Raw genomic sequence first — 18113 nt, forward strand, 5'->3', positions numbered from 1 at the left:
CGGGGGGGGGGGGGGGGGGGGGGGGGGGCCCCCGCGCCCCCCCCCCCCGGCGGGCGCGGGGGGGGGCCCCCCCGCCCCCCCCCGGCCCCCCCCCCCCCCCCCCCGCGCCGCGCGCCCGGCGGCCGGGGGCCCACGGCCGGTCACCCGGTCGAGGCGGGCGCCGCACCCCACGCTCCGGTGTCGGTGGTGAGGCCGAGGACCGCGCCCCGCGGGTCGGCGATCAGCACGACCTCGTCGAGCACCGGGTGCCGCACTTCGGCGACGACGCGGCCGCCGCCGACGACGGCGCGGTCCGCGGCCTCCCGCACGTCCTCGGTGGCGAAGTGGCACACCCAGTCCCAGCGCCCGTCCAGCCGCGCGGCCGAACGCGCCGCCAGCGGGCGGTCCCCGGCGAGGTAGCGGTCGCCGTCGACGGCCCAGCCCAGCGTGGACGCCCAGAACTCGTCGGAGCGCTGCTGCTCGGCGCTGTGCAGGTCCACCCAGCGGGGTTCGCCGCGGCGCGGGCCGGGCGCCCACGGGCCGTGCTGCGCCCGACCGGTCACCATCCGCGCGGTCACCTCGTCGGGCCCGACGAGCTCGCCGCCGTGGCGGGCTCCGGCGAAGACCACGTACCAACCGGGCCGCACACCGTGCGTGGCGGGCCGCAGCGAGGCGCAGTGCCGCTGCCCGATCCAGCACTCGAACCCACCCGCCACCGAGTCCCACACCCGCCAGCCCAGCAGGTCCTGGTGGAACAGCGCCGCGCCTTCCGGGTCGGTGGTGATCAGTTCGATGCGACGCAGACCGCGCACGGCGGTGGGCTGGGGCACAGCGGGGTCGTCCTTCGGGATCGAGCAAGAGCCAGGGTCCCATACTGTCCCCCGAACGTGGAACGAACAATGCTCCATTCGGAGGTACGACCGGGCGTTCGCGGCCACGCCGACCACGCTCCGCAATCACCGTCCGGCGGCGTAACCCTGCATGCCGCGTGGATTGGCCGCCGCGGAGAGCACCCCCGTCTCCGGGTCGCGGGCCACCGCGCTGAGCCTGCCCTCCGACCACGGCTCCCCCACGGTCACGTCGTGCCCGCGCCTGCGCAGATCGGCGATGGCCGAGTAGCCGATGCGCGACTCCACGGTGACCGAGCCCGGCCGCATCGCCCGCGGGTAGAAGGAGCCGGGGAAGCTCTCGGTGTGCCAGTTCGGCGCGTCGATCGCGCCCTGCAGGTCCCAGCCGCCGCGGACCGGTTCGCGCAGCGCCACCGACAGGAAGAAGTGCGTGCTCCACTGGTCCTGCTGGTCCCCGCCGGGCGTGCCGAACGCGAGCACCGCCTCCCCGCCGCGCAGCGCCAGCGACGGGGTCAGCGTGGTGCGCGGCCGCCTGCCGGGCGCCAGCGAGTTCGGCAGGCCGGGCTCCAGCCAGGCCATCTGCAGGCGGGTGCCGAGGGGGAAGCCGAGCTCGCCGATGACCGGGTTGGAGTGCAGCCAGCCGCCGCTGGGCGTCGCGGCGATCATGTTGCCCCAGCGGTCGACCACGTCGAGGTGGCAGGTGTCGCCGCGGGTCTCGCCGTCGCGGGCCACGGTGGGTTCGCCGGCCCCGGCGGGGGCGACCAGGTCCAGCGGGCCGTCCTGCACCCGTTGGACGTGCGCGCTGAGCCGGGGCGTGCGACCACCGGGACTGCCGGGCCGCAGCTCGTGCGAGGCGCGGTCGCCGATCAGCGCGCGGCGCCGCGCGTTGTAGTCGGGGTCGAGCAGTTCGGCGACGGTGACGTCGGTGCCGTCGCCGTACCAGGCCTCCCGGTCGGCCATCGCGAGCTTCGTGCCTTCGACGAGGGTGTGCAGGTAGTCGGCGGTGCCGAGGTCGAGCGAGTCGGGCAGCAGCGCGAGCTGCTGCAGCAGCACCGGCCCCTGGCTCCACAGCCCGGCCTTGCACACCGTCCAGCCGTTCCACTCGTGGCGGGCGGGTTCCTCGTAGGTGGCGCTGAACCGGGCGAGGTCCTCGCCGGTGAGGGTGCCCGCGTGCCGCTCCCCCGAACTGTCCATCGTGGACTCGGCGGCGGCCGCGGCGAGCTCCTCGGCGATGAAGCCCTCGCGCCACACCCGGCGGGCGGCGTCGATCCGCGCCTCCCGGGACGGTCCGGTGGCCTCGGCCAGCACGCGGCGCCAGGTGCGGGCCAGGGCCGGGTTGCGCAACAGCGCGCCCGGTGCGGGCGGGCGGCCGCCGGGCAGGTAGAGCTCGGCGGAGCTGGGCCACTCGGCGCGGAACAGGTCCTGCACGGTGCGCACGGTCCGCCCGATGCGCTCGACCGCCGGATGCCCGTTCTCGGCGTAGCCGATCGCGCGGTCGAGCACGTCGGCGAGCTCCTTCGTGCCGTGGTCGCGCAGCAGCAGCAACCACGCGTCGAACGCGCCCGGCACCGCGGCGGCCAGCGGACCGGTCCCCGGCACCAGCTCCAGGCCGAGGTCCCGGTAGTGCTCCACGGTCGCGCCCGCGGGAGCGGGGCCCTGCCCGCACAGCACCACCGGCTCCCGGCCCGCGGGGGCGAAGATGATCGGCACCTCACCGGCCGGCCCGTTCAGGTGCGGTTCGACGACGTGCAGGACGAACCCGGCCGCCACCGCCGCGTCGAAGGCGTTGCCGTCGTCCTCCAGCACGGCCATCGCCGCCGCGGACGCCAGCCAGTGCGTCGAGGACGCCATGCCGTGCGTGCCCTGCAGGGTCGGTCGGGTGGTGAACAACTCGGTCCCTCCGCCGGTCGGGTTCGCACAGTCAACACCACCGAACGGCGTAGATCCAAGACTCCGCAGCGGGCTCGACCGCGCGGTGAACCGCCCCGGAACGGGTGCGGCCGAGCGCTTCGGCGGGGCCGGCGCTGGTGGTACCGGTTCCACCGCGGATCGCGGCGCCGCCGTGCCGCCGACGGCCGCGGGCTGCCGGGCGATTCGCGGCGGGCGCGGCGCCGCCGGTGCCGACCGGTTCACGGGTTCAGGGGCCGAGCGGGTGGTCCCGGGCGGCCCGCGCAGCTCGGCCGCGCCCCTTTTCAGCGCGGGCGGCCCGCGAGGCGGGCGCTGACGCCCGGGCACTGCCGCCGGGTGGTGTCGAGGAATTCGGCGAGCACCGGGGAGCGGTCCGCGCCCCGGAAGGACATGACGAGCTCGGGCAGGTCGATGCGCGGGCGCACCTCGCAGATCCAGGTGTCGGGGCGCGCGGCGACGCGCAGGCAGGCCGGCGCCAGTCCCACGCCGATGCCGCAGGCGGCGAGCCCGAGGATGGTGTGCACGTCGCGGGCTTCGACGGCGCGGTCCAGCGCGGCCGGGTCGAGCACCTCGCGCAGCGCGGTGCGCAACGCCGGTTCCTGGTCGGCGGGGGCGACGACGAGCTGCTGGTCCCGCAGCTGCTCCGCCCGCACCGAGCGCTGCCCGGCATAAGGGTGGCCGGTGCCGACGACGGCGACGAGCCGGTCGGTGCCGACGGTGACGGAGGTCAGGTCCTCCGCGCCCGCGCCGCGGGGTGCGCCGCGGCCGATGGCGACGTCGAGCTCGCCGTCGAGCAGGGCGGCGGCGCTGCGCGCGGTGGACATCTCGTGCAGCCGCAGCCGCACGTCCGGGTGCTCGCGGCCGAAGCGCCCGAGCAGCGGCGGCAGCAGTTCCAGCAGCGCCGAGCCGATGAACCCGAGGCGCAGCCTGCCGGTCTCGCCGCGCGCCGCCCGTCCCGCGTCGAGCGCGGCGCCCGCCATCTCGGCCAGCGCGGCCCGCGCCCGTTCCAGGAACGCCTCCCCCGCGGCGGTGGGGAACACGCCACCGGGGGTGCGGTCGAACAGCCGGGCGCCGATCTCCCGCTCCAGCGCGGCGATCTGCTTGGACAGCGGGGGCTGGGCGATGCCGACGGCGGCCGCGGCCCGGCCGAAGTGCCGGTGTTCGGCGAGGGCGAGCGCGTAGCGCAGGTGCCGTGCTTCCACCTGCCCAGCCTAGCGCCGCGATACCTGCGAGATATCGGGATCGTGCTCGTCAGATATGCGGGTGGATCACCGCGGTCCGCCGGGGTGGACTCGGGAGCGACCCCGATCCCGGACGACGGAGGACCCCGTGCCCGATGAATCCGCTGTGGACACCGTGTTCGTGCTCGTGCACGGAGCCTGGCACTCCTCCGCGCAATGGGCGGCGACGCAGCGGGCGCTGGCGGCGCGCGGCGCGGCGAGCACCGCGGTCGACCTGCCCGGCCACGGCTTCGACGCGCCGCTGCCGACCGGTTACCTGCTGCCGGGCCAGCCGGGACTGGCCGAGGAGGAGTCCGCGTTGGCCGGGCTGACCCTGGACGACTGCGCCGCGTCGCTGGTGACCGCGCTGCGCGAGGTCCGCCGCTGGCCCCGGGTGGTCCTCGTCGCGCACAGCGCCGGTGGTGGACCGGCCTCGCTGGCCGCCGAGCTGGCGCCCGACCTGGTGGACCGGTTGGTGTACCTGTCGGCGTTCGTGCCCGCGGGACGGCCGCGGTTCGCCGACTACGTCGCCGCCCCGGAGAACGCGGACGCGCTCGGCGCCGGGCTGCACGTGGGCGACCCGGCGCGGCTGGGCGCGGCGCGGATCAACCCGGCCTCGCCGGACCCGGAGTACGTGGAGCTGCTGCGGCGGACGCACTACGGCGACGTCCCGGCGGCGGAGTTCGACCGGTGGCGGCTGGCGCTGAGCCCGGACCTGCCGACCGCGATCCCGCGCACCCCCGTCGCGCTGACCGAGCAGCGCTGGGGCGGCATCCCGCGTTCGTTCGTCCGCTTGGGCGCCGACCGCGCGCTCACCCCCGCCGCGCAGGACCTGATGGTCGCCGAGGCGGACGCGGCGATGCCGCGGAACCCGTTCACCGCGCACCACCTGCCCGGCTCGCACACGCCGTTCGCCACCCGGCCGCGGGAGCTCGCCGCGACCCTGCTGTCCACACTGGACTGATCAGGCCTCCAGGGCCGCGATCCTGGTGTCGAGGTAGGCGTCCCAGTCGGCGGCGCGGCTGCGCAGGTGCGGTTCGATCCGGTCGTCGGTGTGCACCATGAACCGGTTCGCCAGCACCGCGTCGGCCAGCAACTCGCCGACGGAGCCGGGTTGCCGCGCCTCGAACTCGGCACCGGGGCCGCGGGTCGCGGTCGGCGGCCCGAACGAGCGGATCGACCCGGCGATGCCGGTCACCACCGGGCCCGGGCACAGCACGGTCACCCCGATGCCCTGCGGCCGCAGGTACAGCGCGAGCCCTTCGGAGAGCTGGACCAAGGCGGCCTTCGACGCGGCGTAGGGCAACCGGTCGTAGGCGTAGCTGAACAGTCCGGCGAACGAGGCGGTGTTGACCAGGTGCCCCGATCCGCGCTCCAGCAGCAGCGGCAGGAAGACCGCGTTGCTGCGCACCACGGACAGCAGGTTGACGTCGAACACCCGCTGCCACTCCGCGACGGGGATGTGCTCGGGCAGCCCGCGGGTGAGGACCCCGGCGTTGTTCATCACCAGGTGGACGTCGCCGAACTCGGCGAGGGCGGCGTCGCGCACCCGCTCGAACTCGCCGTCCCGAGCCACGTCGCAGGTGACGGCGACGGCCGATCCGCCGTCGGCGCGGATCTCCGCGGCGGCGCGTTCGGCACCGGTTCCGTCGACGTCGGCGAGGACGATCCGCGCCCCGCGGCGGGCGAAGGACCCGGCCGCGGCACGTCCGATCCCGCTCGCCGCACCGGTGATCACCGCGACCGCATCGCGCATAGTGTCCACTGTGGTCTTCCCTCCCGCCGGTCCCGCCGAGCACGGGACGTCCTGCGGTTCTACCCCGGATCGGCCCCGCCGGGCGTCGCCCGGATGGACGCCGGCGAGGTCCGGACCACCGGATTCCTGTGACGCAGCACACGTCCTCAGTGCGAAGCAGAATCTTGATCGGTTCCAGAAAGTTCTCCAGAATGCTGCACGTGCCGAGCGACACCAGGGACTACCGGCGCATGCTGCGCGAGGCGGAGCTGCGCGTGACCCGCCCCCGCGTGGCCGTGCTGGCCGCGGTGCACGAACGCCCGCACGCCGGTACCGAGTCCATCATCGACGCCGTGCGCGGCGAACTCCCCAAGGTCTCGCACCAGGCCGTCTACGACGTGCTGCGCGCGCTGACCGCCGCGGGGCTCGTGCGCCGCATCCAGCCGATGGGCTCCGTCGCCCGCTACGAGGCCAGGGTCGGCGACAACCACCACCACGTGGTGTGCCGGTCCTGCGGGGTCATCGCCGACGTCGACTGCGCCGCGGGCACCGCGCCCTGCCTGGCCGCCTCCCACTCCCACGGCTTCGAGATCGACGAGGCCGAGGTCATCTACTGGGGCCTGTGCCCCGGATGCGGCTCCACTTCGGATTCCGCCCGACACCACTGATCCCGAAAGGAATTCCCGGTGACCGACAGCGCTGACGCCGCGACCGGGGGCTGCCCCGTCGCGCACGGCATCCCCCACCCCACCCAGGGCAACGGCAACTCCACCTGGTGGCCGAACCGCCTCAACCTGAAGCTGCTCGCCAAGAACCCCGCGGTCGCGGACCCGATGGGCGAGGACTTCGACTACGCGGCCGAGTTCCGCACCCTCGACCTGCCCGCGGTGAAGCAGGACATCCAGGACGTCCTCACCACCTCGCAGGACTGGTGGCCCGCCGACTTCGGGCACTACGGCCCGCTGATGATCCGGATGGCCTGGCACAGCGCGGGCACCTACCGGGTCAGCGACGGCCGCGGTGGCGGCGGCGCCGGTCAGCAGCGGTTCGCGCCGCTGAACAGCTGGCCGGACAACGTCAGCCTGGACAAGGCCCGCCGCCTGCTGTGGCCGGTGAAGCAGAAGTACGGCCGCAAGCTGTCCTGGGCCGACCTGCTGATCCTCGCGGGCAACGTGGCGCTGGAATCCATGGGCTTCCCGACCTTCGGCTACGCCGGTGGCCGCGTCGACACCTGGGAGCCCGAGGACGACGTCTACTGGGGCGCCGAGACCACCTGGCTCGGCAGCGACAAGCGCATCTCCGGTGGCGAGCGGCGCGACCTCGAACAACCGCTGGGCGCCACCCACATGGGCCTGATCTACGTGAACCCGGAGGGTCCCGAGGGCGAGCCGGACCCGATCGCCGCCGCCCGCGACATCCGCGAGACCTTCGGCCGGATGGCGATGAACGACGAGGAGACCGTCGCCCTCATCGCCGGTGGTCACACCTTCGGCAAGACCCACGGCGCCGCCCCCGACTCGAACCTGGGGCCGAACCCGGAGGCCGCGCCGCTGGAGACCCAGGGCCTCGGCTGGACCAACGGCCACGGCACCGGCAAGGGCGCCGACACCATCACCAGCGGGCTGGAGGTCACCTGGACCTCCACCCCCACCCAGTGGGGCAACGGCTTCTTCGAGAACCTCTTCGGCTACGAGTGGGAGCTGTACCAGGGCCCCGGCGGCGGCTGGCAGTGGAGGCCGAAGGACGGCGGCGGCGAGGGCACCGTCCCCGACGCGCACGACGCGTCGAAGAAGATCGCGCCGAACATGCTCACCACCGACCTCTCGCTCAAGCTCGACCCGATCTACGAGCAGATCTCCCGCCGGTTCTGGCAGAACCCGCAGGAGTTCGCCGACGCGTTCGCCCGCGCCTGGTTCAAGCTGACCCACCGCGACATGGGCCCGGTCGACCGCTACCTCGGTCCGGAGGTCCCCGCCGAGGAGCTCATCTGGCAGGACCCGATCCCGAAGCCGGACCACGAGCCGGTCGGCGCCGCGGAGGTCGCCGAGCTCAAGGAGCGCATCGCCGCCACCGGGCTCACCGTGCAGCAGCTCGTCGGCACCGCCTGGGCCGCGGCCTCCTCGTTCCGGGGCAGCGACAAGCGCGGCGGCGCCAACGGCGGCCGCATCCGGCTGGAGCCGCAGCGCAGCTGGGAGGTCAACAACCCCGACCAGCTCGCCACCGCGATCAGCGCGCTGGAAGGCGTCCAGGAGTCCTTCAACGCCGCGGGCGGCAAGCAGGTCTCCTTCGCCGACCTCGTGGTGCTCGCCGGCTCGGTCGGCGTCGAGCAGGCCGCGAAGGCCGCGGGCCACGACGTCGAGGTCCCGTTCACCCCGGGCCGCGGCGACGCCACCGCCGAGCAGACCGACGTCGAGTCCTTCTCGCACCTCGAACCGGCCGCCGACGGCTTCCGCAACTACGCGGGCAAGGGCGCCGCGCTGCCCGCCGAGTACCAGCTGGTCGACCGGGCGAACCTGCTCACCCTGAGCGCGCCCGAGATGACCGTGCTCGTCGGTGGCCTGCGCGCCCTCGACGCCAACTTCGACGGCTCGAAGCTGGGTGTGCTCACCGACCGGCCCGGGACGCTGAGCAACGACTTCTTCGTCAACCTGCTCGACATGCGCACGACGTGGAAGCCCGCCGACGAGGCATCGGAGACCTTCGAGGGCCGCAACGCCGCCGGTGAGCTCGTCTGGACCGGCAGCCGCGTCGACCTCGTCTTCGGCTCGAACTCGGAGCTGCGGGCCGTCGCCGAGGTCTACGCCGCCGACGACGCGGAGGAGAAGTTCGTCCGCGACTTCGTCGCCGCCTGGCACAAGGTGATGGAGCTCGACCGCTTCGACCTCGCCTGATCCACGACCGTTCCACGACCGGCGAGCCCCCGTCCGCGCACCGGCGGACGGGGGCTCGTCGCGTTGGCCCGTCCGCCGCACCGTCGGACGCCCCGGCTCGGCCAGGTGGCCGTGTTCCCGGCGAACCCCGCCCACCCCCTCGACCCGGCTGTTAGAAAGGATCTCGACGGCGAACCCGGGGGGATGCACCGTGGACATCGACCGGACGCGACGAGAGCTCACGCTCTTCGCCGACTACCACAGCTTCGAGATCCGCGACGCGCACGCGGACTACGACCTGGCCGCCATCGACGACACCACCGCGGACCTGCGCCGCGACCTGATCTCCAGCCGCGACGGCGTGGTCACCATCGGCACCGCGCGCCGCCGCGACGTCCGCGTCGTCATCGAGATCGGCGCCGAGGCACCCGGCTGCGAACTCGCCTCCTGGGACCACGTCACCGAGGCCTCCGTGGAGATCGCCAGCGGGCAGATCCTGGTGCTCGGCGGCTCCGACAGCAGGCACAGCGCGCACCACTTCCCCGTGCCGGTGGGCGTCTACCGGGTCCGGACGCGCTGCGCCGGGTTCGGCACCATCAGCGCCGACGGCACCGACGGGGCCGAGGTCTACCGGGTGCAGATCTGGCCGGGCACCGCGCGGCGCACCACCGTCCTCAAGCGCTTCACCGGCGAGCTCCCCCGCCGCTGACCGCCCGACCACCACCAGGCTCGGCGGACGGCGGCATCCGTTGCGCCGATCACCGCGTTCACCTGATCTTCGCGCGGCGCGCCGTTCGGCCGAGCGGGCGCATATTGCACAATGACCCGCATGGCCAGCGACGAGAGCACCGCCGACGACCGGCTCACCCCCGCGGACCCCCGCACCGAGCCGAACCCGCAGCACGGCGAGCTCGATCACGCCGAAACCGATCACACCGGACCGGTCCGCGAAGAGCCGACGCACGCGGAGAAGCTCCAGCACACCCGCACCGCCGGGACCTGGGCCGCCGTCGTCGTCGCGACCATCGCGCTGATCGTGCTGCTGGTGTTCATCCTGCAGAACCTGCAGCCCACCTCGGTCACCTTCCTCGGCCTGCGCGGCGACCTGCCGGTCGGCGTGGCGCTGCTGCTGGCCGCCGCGATCGGCGGGCTGCTCGTGGCGCTGGTCGGCGCGGCGCGCATCCTGCAGCTGCGCCGCACCGCCAACCGCCGCAACCGCTGACGCCCCGCGAGCGCGACACCACCAGTACCGCGACGATCCGGAACCCGCGAGTTCCGCGACCGCCAACGGTCGGCGACGGCTCGCGCGGGTCGAGCTCGCACCCGCCGCCGTCCGGCGCCCGCCCGGTCCCACAGGCGGCCCCGGCCCGTCCGAACCGGACGAGCCGGACCGTTCGCCGCGCCGGGTCCCGGATCACGTCCCCGGGTGGCACGGCGCGGACTTCGCGCTCGTCCGGTCGGCGTACATTTGACGCGGGCGCGGGCCGCGGCGCGCGCCCGCAGCACCGAGTCCGCCCCGGTTCGCCGGCCGCAGCACCGAGAGAGTTGATCGGGTGAGTGCCCCCACGGTGACCACGCAGGACCGCGCCGACGGGCAGCCCCGACCCCGACTCCTCCGCCGGGCCGCGCCGTGGCTGCGCGCCGCCGCCGCGGTCCTCGCCGGGCTGCTGCTCTACGCCGCTTCCCCGCCGCGCGACCTGTGGTGGCTGGCGCCGCTCGCGGTCGCGCCGCTGGCCGTGGTGGTGCACGGCCGCCGCACCCGCGCCGGGTTCGGCCACGGCCTGCTGTTCGGGCTGGGCTACATGCTGCCGCTGCTGGGCTGGATCCAGGACTTCCTCGGCGTCCAGTTCGGCCCGTGGCCGTGGCTCGGGGTAGCGCTGGTCGAGGCAGTGTTCCTCGGGCTCGCCGGGGCGGGCATGGCGCGGGTGAGCCGGTTGCCGGGCGCTCCGGTGTGGATGGCGGCGGTGTTCGTGCTCGCGGAGGTGCTGCGCGACTCCCAGCCGTTCGGCGGCTTCCCGTGGGGGCGGCTGGCGTTCACCCAGCCGTCCGGGGCGCTGCTGCCGCTGGCCTCGGTGGGCGGTGCCGTGCTCGTCACCTTCGCCGTCGCGCTCGTCGGCTGCGGGCTCGGCGTGCTGGTGCTGCGGCTGCGGGCCCGGGACCGGTGGGTCGTCCCGGCGGCCGCCGCGCTGGTGCCGCTGCTGGCGGGTGCCGCGCTGCAGCCCTCGATCGGCGTCGAGCCGCAGGCGGGGACCGCGCGGGTCGCGGTCGTGCAGGGGAACGCGCCGGACATCGGCCTGGACCTGCTCTACGAGGACGACGTGCTGCACGACAACCACATCCGTGGTGCCGGGCAGCTGGCCGCGGACGTCGACGCAGGCCGGGTGCCGCGCCCCGACCTGGTGGTGCTGCCCGAGCAGGTCGGCAGCTGGGGACCGACGCGCTACGACCCGCAGCTCACCGCCGTCACCGAACGGCTCGGCGTCCCGGTCGTCGCGGGCGGCTTCGCGGTGGACCGGGACGGCACCTTCCGCAACCGCATCGTCGCGTGGAACCCCGGTTCCGGCGCCGGGGACGAGTACGCCAAGCAGCACCTCGTCCCGTTCGCCGAGACCATCCCGATGCGCTCGGTCGCCCGCCTGGTCAGCCCGTTCGTGGACCGCTTCCAGCAGGACATGGTGCCGGGCGACCTGCCCGGCGTGCTGCGGGCCGGCGCGGTCCGGCTCGGCGTCGGGCTCTGCTACGACGTCGCCTACGACGACGTGTTCGCCGGGGCGGCCCGGGACGGCGCCACGCTGCTCGCCGTGCCCACCAACAACGCCTGGTACGGGCACTCCGAGATGAGCTGGCAGCACCTGGCGATGTCCCGGCTGCGGGCGGTGGAGCACGGCCGCGCCGTCGTCGTGTCCGCGACCAGCGGCATCAGCGCCATCATCGCCCCGGACGGGACCATCGCGAACCGCTCGGAGCAGTTCACCGCGCAGAACCTGGACGGCGAGGTCCCGCTGCGCACCGAACGGACCCCAGCCACCGCGCTCGGCGCCGCCCCGACCTGGGCGCTGTCGCTGCTCGGCGCCGGTGCGCTCGTCGCCACCGCGCGGCGGCGCACCCACGACAAGAACTGATACGCCCCGCCGCGCGTTCACCTGGGGGACGTGCGGCCCGAAGGAGGAACGTCATGACGGACCGGCACGCCCCCGACGGTGCAGCGGGGCCGTCCGGCTCGGCCCTGGTGGTCATCCCCACCTACGACGAGCGGGAGAACCTGGGCCCGGTGGTGGCGCGGCTGCACGCCGCGCTGCCCGCCGCCCACGTGCTCGTCGTCGACGACGGCAGCCCGGACGGCACCGGCGAGCTCGCCGACGAGCTCGCGGCGGCCGACGATCGGGTCCACGTGCTGCACCGCACCGACAAGGCCGGTCTCGGCGCCGCCTACGTCGCCGGGTTCGAATGGGCGCTGGCGCACGACTACGCGGCGGTCGTGGAGATGGACGCCGACGGTTCGCACGCGCCGGAGGACCTGGCGCGGCTGCTGGCGATGCTGGAGGAGACCGGCGCCGACGTGGTGATCGGTTCCCGCTACGTGCCGGGCGGCCGGGTGGTGAACTGGCCGTGGTACCGGCAGGCGCTGTCCCGCGGCGCGAACCTGTACTCGAAGTACACCCTCGGGGTGCCGGTGAACGACAGCACCGCCGGGTTCCGCGCTTACCGCCGCGAGGTGCTGGCGGAGCTGGCGCTGCACGACGTCGCCTCGCACGGCTACTGCTTCCAGGTGGATCTGACGCTGCGGTCGGTGGAGGCCGGTTTCACCGTGGTCGAGGTGCCGATCACCTTCACCGACCGCGAGTTCGGCGAGTCGAAGATGAGCGGCGACATCGTCCGCGAAGCACTGGTCCGGATCACCGGGTGGGGCGTGCGCCGCCGCGTCGCCCAGCTGCGCGACCTGCTGCCGGGCGGCTGACCGACCGGTGGCGTTCCCGCCGAGCCCGCGGACCGGACCGAGGGCCCGGACACGAAGACGCCTGGGCTCCCCCGCACGGGGCCCAGGCGTTCGATGTGCTCAACCCGCTAGGTGCGGGGTGGTGCTGTGTCGCTCGGTCAGGCGGAGTGGCTGCGCCGGCCGCGCAGCACTTCCAGCCGCTCGTTGAGCAGCTCCTCCAGTTCGGGGATGCTGCGGCGTTCGAGCAGCATGTCCCAGTGGGTGCGCGGCGGTTTGGCCTTCTTCTGCTCCGGTTCCGATCCATCGATGATCTTGGATTCGGAGCCGTGCAGGCGGCACTCCCAGGTCGGCGGGATCTCGGCGTCGTCGGAGAACGGCACCTCGAACTCGTGGTCCTTGGGGCAGGCGTAGCGCACCGTCCGGCGCGGTGCGAGGTCGTGGTTGCGGTCGGTCTCGTAGCTGACCGCTCCGAGCCGGCTGCCACGCAGAACGCGATCGGCCATGACGGTTCCTTTCACTTCGGCCCGGAGCAGCGTCCGGACGGGTTGTGCTCACCGAGTGCAACGACGGACCGGCCGTCGCCTGTTCCCGGCGCGGGACTTTCGGTTGCCGTCGGTGACGTTATTCACTCGTCAACGACATCGTCCCCTCTAGAGATGCAAGCGGGGCGCGTTCGTGACGCGTTCTCGCTCCCGCAACCTAAAGGTTCCACCGAACAGGTGATAGTGCCAGATGAGTTGTAACTAAGGGCAAGTTAACCTTCGCTCTCTTGTCGGAATTGCAAGCGAGATCACCTGCAGGCCACCGGACCTGCCCGGAACTCGATCACGTTGTGTATCGGTACTCCGCATCCCAGACCTGCGACGCTGCGTACCGGCATATGCCAATGATGCCGGTACGCTCACCACATCGCATCACTGGCCCGGGTAGACCCCTCTTCGATTCAGAGGCGCTCCGGAGGCCGGTTCCCGACCGCCTCGATCGCCCGCCGCACCGGCACCATCGAGACCAGCACCAGCCCGACGACGAAGAAGACCACCAGCGAGATGATCGCCAGCCGGAACGACCCGGTGGCCTGCCCGACCCCGGCGAAGACCAGCGGACCCAGCCAGGACGTGGACCGCTCCCCCACCTCGTAGAGCGAGAAATACTCGGCCTCCTTGCCCTCCGGCACCATCTGGCTGAACAACGAGCGGGACAGCGCGTTGGTGCCGCCGAGCACCAGCCCGATGCCGACGGCCAGCCCGTAGAACTGGAGCTGCTGACCAGCCTGGACGAAGTAGGCCGCGGCCAGCACCCCCACCCAGACCACCAGACTGATCATGATCGTCTTCTTCGCGCCGATCCGGCCTGCCAGCAGGCCGTGCAGCACCCCGCCGACGAAGGCGATGAACTGCACGATCAGCAACGTGATGATCAGCGACTCCTGGGGCAGCCGCAACTCCATGTCACCGTACTGAGCGGAGACCTGGGTGACGGTCGCGATCCCGTCGGTGTAGATCATGTACGCGCCGAGGAAGGCCAGCGTCAGCGGGAACCCGCGCGCCTGCTTGACGGTCGAGGCGAGCTGCTTGAAGCCCGCGGTGATCACCGAGGCTCCCCGCTCCCCGCCCTCCGGCTGGTGGTGGCGCCCCAGGACCGCCAGCGGCAGCAGCGTGAACACCGCCCACCAGATGCCGGAGGAGACGAACACCAGGCGCACCGCGGCGTCCTCGCCGAGCCCGATCGCGTCGTGCCCGAGGTACAGACCCAGGTGCAGCGCGAGCGCGGTCCCGCCGCCGAGGTAGCCGAACGCCCAGCCGCGCGAGGACAGCGCGTCCCGCTCGTCGGCGTCGGCGATCTCCGGCAGGAACGAGTAGTAGACGACGACCGACGCCCCGAAGCAGATGTTCGCGGCGATGAAGAAGACCAGCCCCCACCGCCAGTTCCCGGTGCCGACCAGTCCGAGCAGCGAGGTGGCGAGCGCACCGCCGAAGGCGAACAGCGCGAGCATGCCGCGCTTGTTCTGCGTCCGGTCGGCGATGGCGCCGGTGATCGGCAGCACCAGCACCTGCACCACGGTGGCCGCCGAGAGCAGGTACCCCCACAGCGAGCCGGCCGGGAACACCAGGCCCAGCACCGAGATGTCGCAGTCGACGAGCGAGTTGCCGCCGGGGCAGGCCGCGCTCCCGTTGCGGGCGACGTCCGCGGTGGCGGCCTCGGTGGCCACGCTCGTCAGGTACAGCGAGAGGAAGACCGTCGTCACCGACGTCGGGAACACCGAGTTGGCCCAGTCGTACCAGCACCAGCCTCGCTGCTCCCGGCGTCGTCCCACCGCGTCCGGCGGAGCTCCGCCCAGCACGCTCATACCTCTCCGTCCTCAAGTGTTCACTCGATAGGGGTAACGGGGACTGTATCGGCTCCGGATCAAGGCTCGATCGCGGTGCGATGATCTTGGTGCCGACCGGCTCCGCCACCCCTCTTCCCCAGAATCAGGTCCGCTCCGGCGCCGTCCCGCCGAAGCGCTCGCCCAGCACCTCGCGCAGCAGGTCCGGCCGATCGGTCACGAGCCCGTCGACCCCCAGGTCGAGCAGCCGCCGCATCTGCTCCGGCTCGTCCACCGTCCACGCGTGCACTTCCCGCCCCCAGCGGTGCGCCGTGCGCACGAACCGCGGATCCACCACCTGGATCCGCCCGCGCCGCGGCGGCACCTGCGCGGCCGCGCCGTCCACGCGGGACCGCAATCCCCAGCCGCCGTAGCGCGACGCCCCCCACAGCGTCGTCACCGCTCGCCGCCCCATCGACGTCAGCAGCGCCTCGCCCCCGCCCCGGCGGAGTTCGCGGAGCCGCCGGTCGTCGAAGGACGCGAGGCAGACCCGGTCCCACGCGTCGTGCCTGCGCACCACCTCCAGCACCGGCCGGACGGCGGTGTCCTCCTTGACGTCGATGTTGAGCAGCGCCTGCGGCAGCTCCTCCAGCACGTCGTCGAGGCGGGCGACCGGTTCCCGGCCGCCGATGCGGGCGGAACCGACCGCAGACCACGGCAGCCGACGGATAGTACCGCGCCCGTCGGTGGTGCGATCCAGGCTCGGATCGTGGTGCAGCACGACGACGCCGTCGGCGGTGGCGTGCACGTCGGTCTCGACGTAGCGGTAGCCCTCGGCGACGGCGCGGCGCAGCGCGCTCAGCGAGTTCTCCATGTCGTGCAGGTCGCCGAGGTGCCAGCCTCGGTGGGCGAACGCGCGCGGCCAGGGCCCCTGGAGGAACGGGTGGGTCACGGGAGCTCGGGTCCTTTCACGAACCGGGCGGGCGTGGGGACCGCCCCACTCTGCCCGACGCGATCCGCCCAGCGGCACCCGCACCGGCGTGGCAACGAGATGTTCGCCGCGGGGTCGCATTACCGTTGCGCACCGTGGACAGCCCGCCCGAGATCGAACAGACCGCCCCGCTTGGTCCCGAGACCGCCCGTCGTCGCGCCGAGCGGCACTGCTCGTGGTGCGGCCGCAGGCTCACCTCCTCCGGGCGGCAGGGCAGGCCGCGGTTGTACTGCACCCAGTCGTGCCGGCAGCGCGCCTACGAGCGGCGCGGCGCGGTGCAGCGCTCCGGGCTGCCCGAGGACGCGGTGGTGCTCTCGGCCGCCGAGATCGCCGACCTGCAGGACCGGCTGTTCCAGCTGCGCTGCGCGGCCGAGGACGTCGGCACCGCCGCCGAGGACGGCGCGAGCACCGCGGAGCTGCGGAAGATGGCCGCCGAGGTCGTCGCGGTCGCCGCCGAGCTCGAACGCCTCCGCTGATGCCGTTCGCCCGAGCGGCTTCGGGCGACTCCCGAGTCGAACTGCTCTGGCGGCCGCCGCGCGCACCCGCCACCCTCGGAGGCCGCGCCTGCGAAGGGAGTCCCGTGTTCCTGCCCGCGAAGACCGTGCTGGTCGGCGTCGACGGTTCGCAGCACTCGTCCCGCGCCGCGAGGTGGGCGGCCGCGGAGGCCGCGCGGCTCGGCGCCTCGCTGCACCTGGTGCTCGCGCACGACGCGGCGCACCGGGACCGCGCCGAGGAGCAGGTCCGCGAGATCGCCGTCGAGTGCCGCGCCGCCGAACCGGACCTGCACGTGCGCGCGCAGGCGGTGACCGCCGACCCCGCCGAGGACCTGGTCGCCCGCTCGGCCGACGCCGCGCTGCTCGTCGTCGGCTCCCGCGGGCGCGGCGCGGTGCGGGACGCGTTGCTGGGTTCGGTGAGCACCGCGGTCGCCACGCACGCGGGTTGTCCCGTCGTGGTGGTCCGCGGCGAGCCGCGCGGTAGCGGGCCCGTGGTGGTGGGGCTCGACCTCTCGCCCACCAGCAGGCCCGCGCTGCACTTCGCCTTCGACCGCGCGGACCGCGGCGACGCTGAGCTGGTGGTGGCGCAAGCGCTGCCGGACGCCTACTTCCTCCCATCGATCCTGGAGGACCCGGAGCGCCAGCGACTCCAGGAGGACGCCGAGCAGCAGGTCGGCGGGCAGCTCGCCGGGTGGCGCGAGCGCTACCCCGAGGTGGTGGTGCGCCGGGTCGCGACCGACCAGCACCCGGTGGAGGCGCTGTGCTCGCAGGCGGTCGGCGCCCGGCTGCTCGTGGTGGGCCACCGCTCGCGGAGCGCCGCGGCGACCCGGCTGGGCTCGGTGGCGCTGGGCTCGCTGCACCACTCGCCGTGCCCGGTGGCGGTCGTGGGCGACCAGGTCGACCTGGACTGGTAGCGGCCCGCGAGGTGCGGGGAGCGGTCAGCGCGCTTCGGCGAGGCGCTTGAGGTGGTCCAGGGTCGCGGTCATGTTCCGCTCCAGGTCACCCAGCCGCCGCCGCACGAATTCCTCCTCCGCTTCCGGCTTCCGCTCGATCGCCGCGGTGAGCCCGGAGCGGTGCGTGCCCAGCCGGACCGCGTACTCCAGGTCCGTTCCGCCGTCGCGCGGGGCGAGGGCGAACCGCCAGGTGGCGATGGGATCCTCCGGGTCCGCCACCGCCCAGCCGAAGGCGCGGCCCGGCTCGCACTCGACGACGTGCGAGGTGGTCGTCCACTCCCCCAGCAGGTCGTTGCGGTTGTGGCCGTGGAACCGCGCGCCGAGCCGGGGTCCGGCGGCACCGTCCAGCCACTCCACGGCCTGCAGTTCGGTGCTGGCCGCGGGCAGCAGCGCGATGTCGGACACGACCGGCCACACCTGCTCCGGGGTCGCGTCGATCCAGGTGCGCGCGCCGGCCGTCGGCCGGTCGGCGAGCCGCGCGCTCGTCCGCTCCATCGTGGAACGCCCTCCTCCGCCGCGATGGGCGGCGCGGTGCCGCCCGCGCGGAACGTTCCACCCGGCGCACCCGTGGCGTCAAGGCGCTCGCGAGTACCGGACCGGCACCGCGGAGTCCGAAGAGGACACTCCGCGGGCCTCGGCGCGCGGCGAGCGCCGTCCGTAGCATGGAGCGGTGGCAGCGAGCGGAGGACGCGCGGTGGGCATGGCATCGGCCGCACCGGCCGGAGGGCGCGTTCGAGCAGGTCAGCGGCATGATCCGAGGGCTGTGCCGGACGCCGGGCGTGGTATGATCAACCCGCGACTCCGCGACTCCGCGACTCCGCGACTCCGCGACTCCGCGACTCCGCGACTCCGCGACTCCGCGACTCCGCGACG

The 18113-nt window shown here is 74.0% G+C and carries 17 protein-coding genes; 9 read left to right on the forward strand and 8 right to left on the reverse strand.

The window, feature by feature from the left end; translation table 11 throughout:
- Positions 1 to 140: 140 nt before the first annotated feature.
- The 3 genes from LCD35_RS30460 to LCD35_RS12840 all read right to left on the reverse strand — a co-directional run bounded on the left by LCD35_RS30460 (position 141) and on the right by LCD35_RS12840 (position 3937).
- A complete protein-coding gene (locus LCD35_RS30460; RefSeq protein WP_225044241.1) occupies positions 141 to 809 on the reverse strand; it encodes a VOC family protein in 669 nt (222 codons plus the stop codon).
- A 126-nt stretch (positions 810 to 935) separates the two neighbouring features.
- Positions 936 to 2717 (reverse strand): gamma-glutamyltransferase family protein, encoded by a 1782-nt coding sequence (locus tag LCD35_RS12835; protein WP_225044242.1) that lies wholly within the window; start codon positions 2715 to 2717, stop codon positions 936 to 938.
- 302 nt (positions 2718 to 3019) lie between these two features.
- A complete protein-coding gene (locus LCD35_RS12840) occupies positions 3020 to 3937 on the reverse strand; it encodes a LysR family transcriptional regulator (protein ID WP_224960992.1) in 918 nt (305 codons plus the stop codon).
- A 127-nt stretch (positions 3938 to 4064) separates the two neighbouring features.
- Between LCD35_RS12840 and LCD35_RS12845 the strand changes: the two genes are divergently transcribed.
- The gene (locus tag LCD35_RS12845; protein WP_224960993.1) at positions 4065 to 4919 is read left to right on the forward strand and encodes an alpha/beta hydrolase; all 855 of its coding nucleotides are present in this window, start codon (positions 4065 to 4067) and stop codon (positions 4917 to 4919) included.
- Here LCD35_RS12845 and LCD35_RS12850 read toward each other — a convergent pair whose 3' ends face one another.
- Positions 4920 to 5711 (reverse strand): SDR family oxidoreductase, encoded by a 792-nt coding sequence (locus LCD35_RS12850; protein WP_224960994.1) that lies wholly within the window; start codon positions 5709 to 5711, stop codon positions 4920 to 4922.
- 191 nt (positions 5712 to 5902) lie between these two features.
- Here LCD35_RS12850 and LCD35_RS12855 point away from each other — a divergent pair, with 191 nt between their 5' ends.
- The 6 genes from LCD35_RS12855 (at position 5903) to LCD35_RS12880 (ending at position 12518) form a co-directional block, all read left to right on the forward strand.
- Positions 5903 to 6358: a Fur family transcriptional regulator gene (locus LCD35_RS12855; RefSeq protein WP_224967446.1), complete on the forward strand. Its 456-nt coding sequence runs from the start codon at positions 5903 to 5905 to the stop codon at positions 6356 to 6358.
- Between the two features lie 18 nt (positions 6359 to 6376).
- On the forward strand, positions 6377 to 8581 hold the full coding sequence (katG, locus tag LCD35_RS12860) for a catalase/peroxidase HPI (protein ID WP_225044243.1): 2205 nt from the start codon (positions 6377 to 6379) through the stop codon (positions 8579 to 8581).
- A 190-nt stretch (positions 8582 to 8771) separates the two neighbouring features.
- The gene (locus LCD35_RS12865; RefSeq protein WP_225044244.1) at positions 8772 to 9269 is read left to right on the forward strand and encodes a hypothetical protein; all 498 of its coding nucleotides are present in this window, start codon (positions 8772 to 8774) and stop codon (positions 9267 to 9269) included.
- Between the two features lie 120 nt (positions 9270 to 9389).
- Complete coding sequence (locus tag LCD35_RS12870; protein WP_225044245.1) at positions 9390 to 9782, forward strand: lipopolysaccharide assembly LapA domain-containing protein; 393 nt, start codon at positions 9390 to 9392, stop codon at positions 9780 to 9782.
- Between the two features lie 331 nt (positions 9783 to 10113).
- Complete coding sequence (gene lnt / locus LCD35_RS12875) at positions 10114 to 11682, forward strand: apolipoprotein N-acyltransferase (RefSeq protein WP_225044246.1); 1569 nt, start codon at positions 10114 to 10116, stop codon at positions 11680 to 11682.
- 53 nt (positions 11683 to 11735) lie between these two features.
- Complete coding sequence (locus LCD35_RS12880; RefSeq protein WP_225044247.1) at positions 11736 to 12518, forward strand: polyprenol monophosphomannose synthase; 783 nt, start codon at positions 11736 to 11738, stop codon at positions 12516 to 12518.
- 137 nt (positions 12519 to 12655) lie between these two features.
- On the opposite strand, the gene LCD35_RS12885 is transcribed toward LCD35_RS12880, so the two are convergent.
- The 3 genes from LCD35_RS12885 to LCD35_RS12895 all read right to left on the reverse strand — a co-directional run bounded on the left by LCD35_RS12885 (position 12656) and on the right by LCD35_RS12895 (position 15754).
- A complete protein-coding gene (locus tag LCD35_RS12885; RefSeq protein ID WP_184479487.1) occupies positions 12656 to 13000 on the reverse strand; it encodes an RNA polymerase-binding protein RbpA in 345 nt (114 codons plus the stop codon).
- A gap of 440 nt (positions 13001 to 13440) precedes the next feature.
- A complete protein-coding gene (locus LCD35_RS12890) occupies positions 13441 to 14844 on the reverse strand; it encodes an MFS transporter (RefSeq protein WP_224961004.1) in 1404 nt (467 codons plus the stop codon).
- A gap of 124 nt (positions 14845 to 14968) precedes the next feature.
- Positions 14969 to 15754, reverse strand: coding sequence for a glycerophosphodiester phosphodiesterase (locus tag LCD35_RS12895; RefSeq protein WP_224967422.1), 786 nt, complete (start codon positions 15752 to 15754; stop codon positions 14969 to 14971).
- A 134-nt stretch (positions 15755 to 15888) separates the two neighbouring features.
- Between LCD35_RS12895 and LCD35_RS12900 the strand changes: the two genes are divergently transcribed.
- Positions 15889 to 16269: a hypothetical protein gene (locus LCD35_RS12900; protein ID WP_374108074.1), complete on the forward strand. Its 381-nt coding sequence runs from the start codon at positions 15889 to 15891 to the stop codon at positions 16267 to 16269.
- A 104-nt stretch (positions 16270 to 16373) separates the two neighbouring features.
- Positions 16374 to 17201: a universal stress protein gene (locus tag LCD35_RS12905; RefSeq protein ID WP_224961008.1), complete on the forward strand. Its 828-nt coding sequence runs from the start codon at positions 16374 to 16376 to the stop codon at positions 17199 to 17201.
- A gap of 24 nt (positions 17202 to 17225) precedes the next feature.
- Here LCD35_RS12905 and LCD35_RS12910 read toward each other — a convergent pair whose 3' ends face one another.
- Positions 17226 to 17735 carry an SRPBCC family protein gene (locus LCD35_RS12910; RefSeq protein ID WP_224961009.1) on the reverse strand — a complete coding sequence of 170 codons (510 nt, stop codon included), beginning with the start codon at positions 17733 to 17735 and terminating at the stop codon, positions 17226 to 17228.
- Positions 17736 to 18113: the final 378 nt, after the last annotated feature.

Source organism: Saccharopolyspora sp. 6V (genome assembly GCF_020176785.1).
Taxonomy (GTDB): Bacteria; Actinomycetota; Actinomycetes; order Mycobacteriales; family Pseudonocardiaceae; genus Saccharopolyspora_C; species Saccharopolyspora_C gregorii.

Bases quoted from the DNA above. Each gene is read 5' to 3' on its own strand.
- LCD35_RS12870 (WP_225044245.1), top strand. From the start codon at position 9,390: ATGGCCAGCGACGAGAGCACCGCCGACGACCGGCTCACCCCCGCGGAC.
- LCD35_RS12885 (WP_184479487.1), bottom strand. From the start codon at position 13,000: ATGGCCGATCGCGTTCTGCGTGGCAGCCGGCTCGGAGCGGTCAGCTAC.
- LCD35_RS12910 (WP_224961009.1), bottom strand. From the start codon at position 17,735: ATGGAGCGGACGAGCGCGCGGCTCGCCGACCGGCCGACGGCCGGCGCG.
- LCD35_RS12855 (WP_224967446.1), top strand. From the start codon at position 5,903: ATGCTGCACGTGCCGAGCGACACCAGGGACTACCGGCGCATGCTGCGC.
- LCD35_RS12880 (WP_225044247.1), top strand. From the start codon at position 11,736: ATGACGGACCGGCACGCCCCCGACGGTGCAGCGGGGCCGTCCGGCTCG.
- LCD35_RS12890 (WP_224961004.1), bottom strand. From the start codon at position 14,844: ATGAGCGTGCTGGGCGGAGCTCCGCCGGACGCGGTGGGACGACGCCGG.
- LCD35_RS12850 (WP_224960994.1), bottom strand. From the start codon at position 5,711: ATGCGCGATGCGGTCGCGGTGATCACCGGTGCGGCGAGCGGGATCGGA.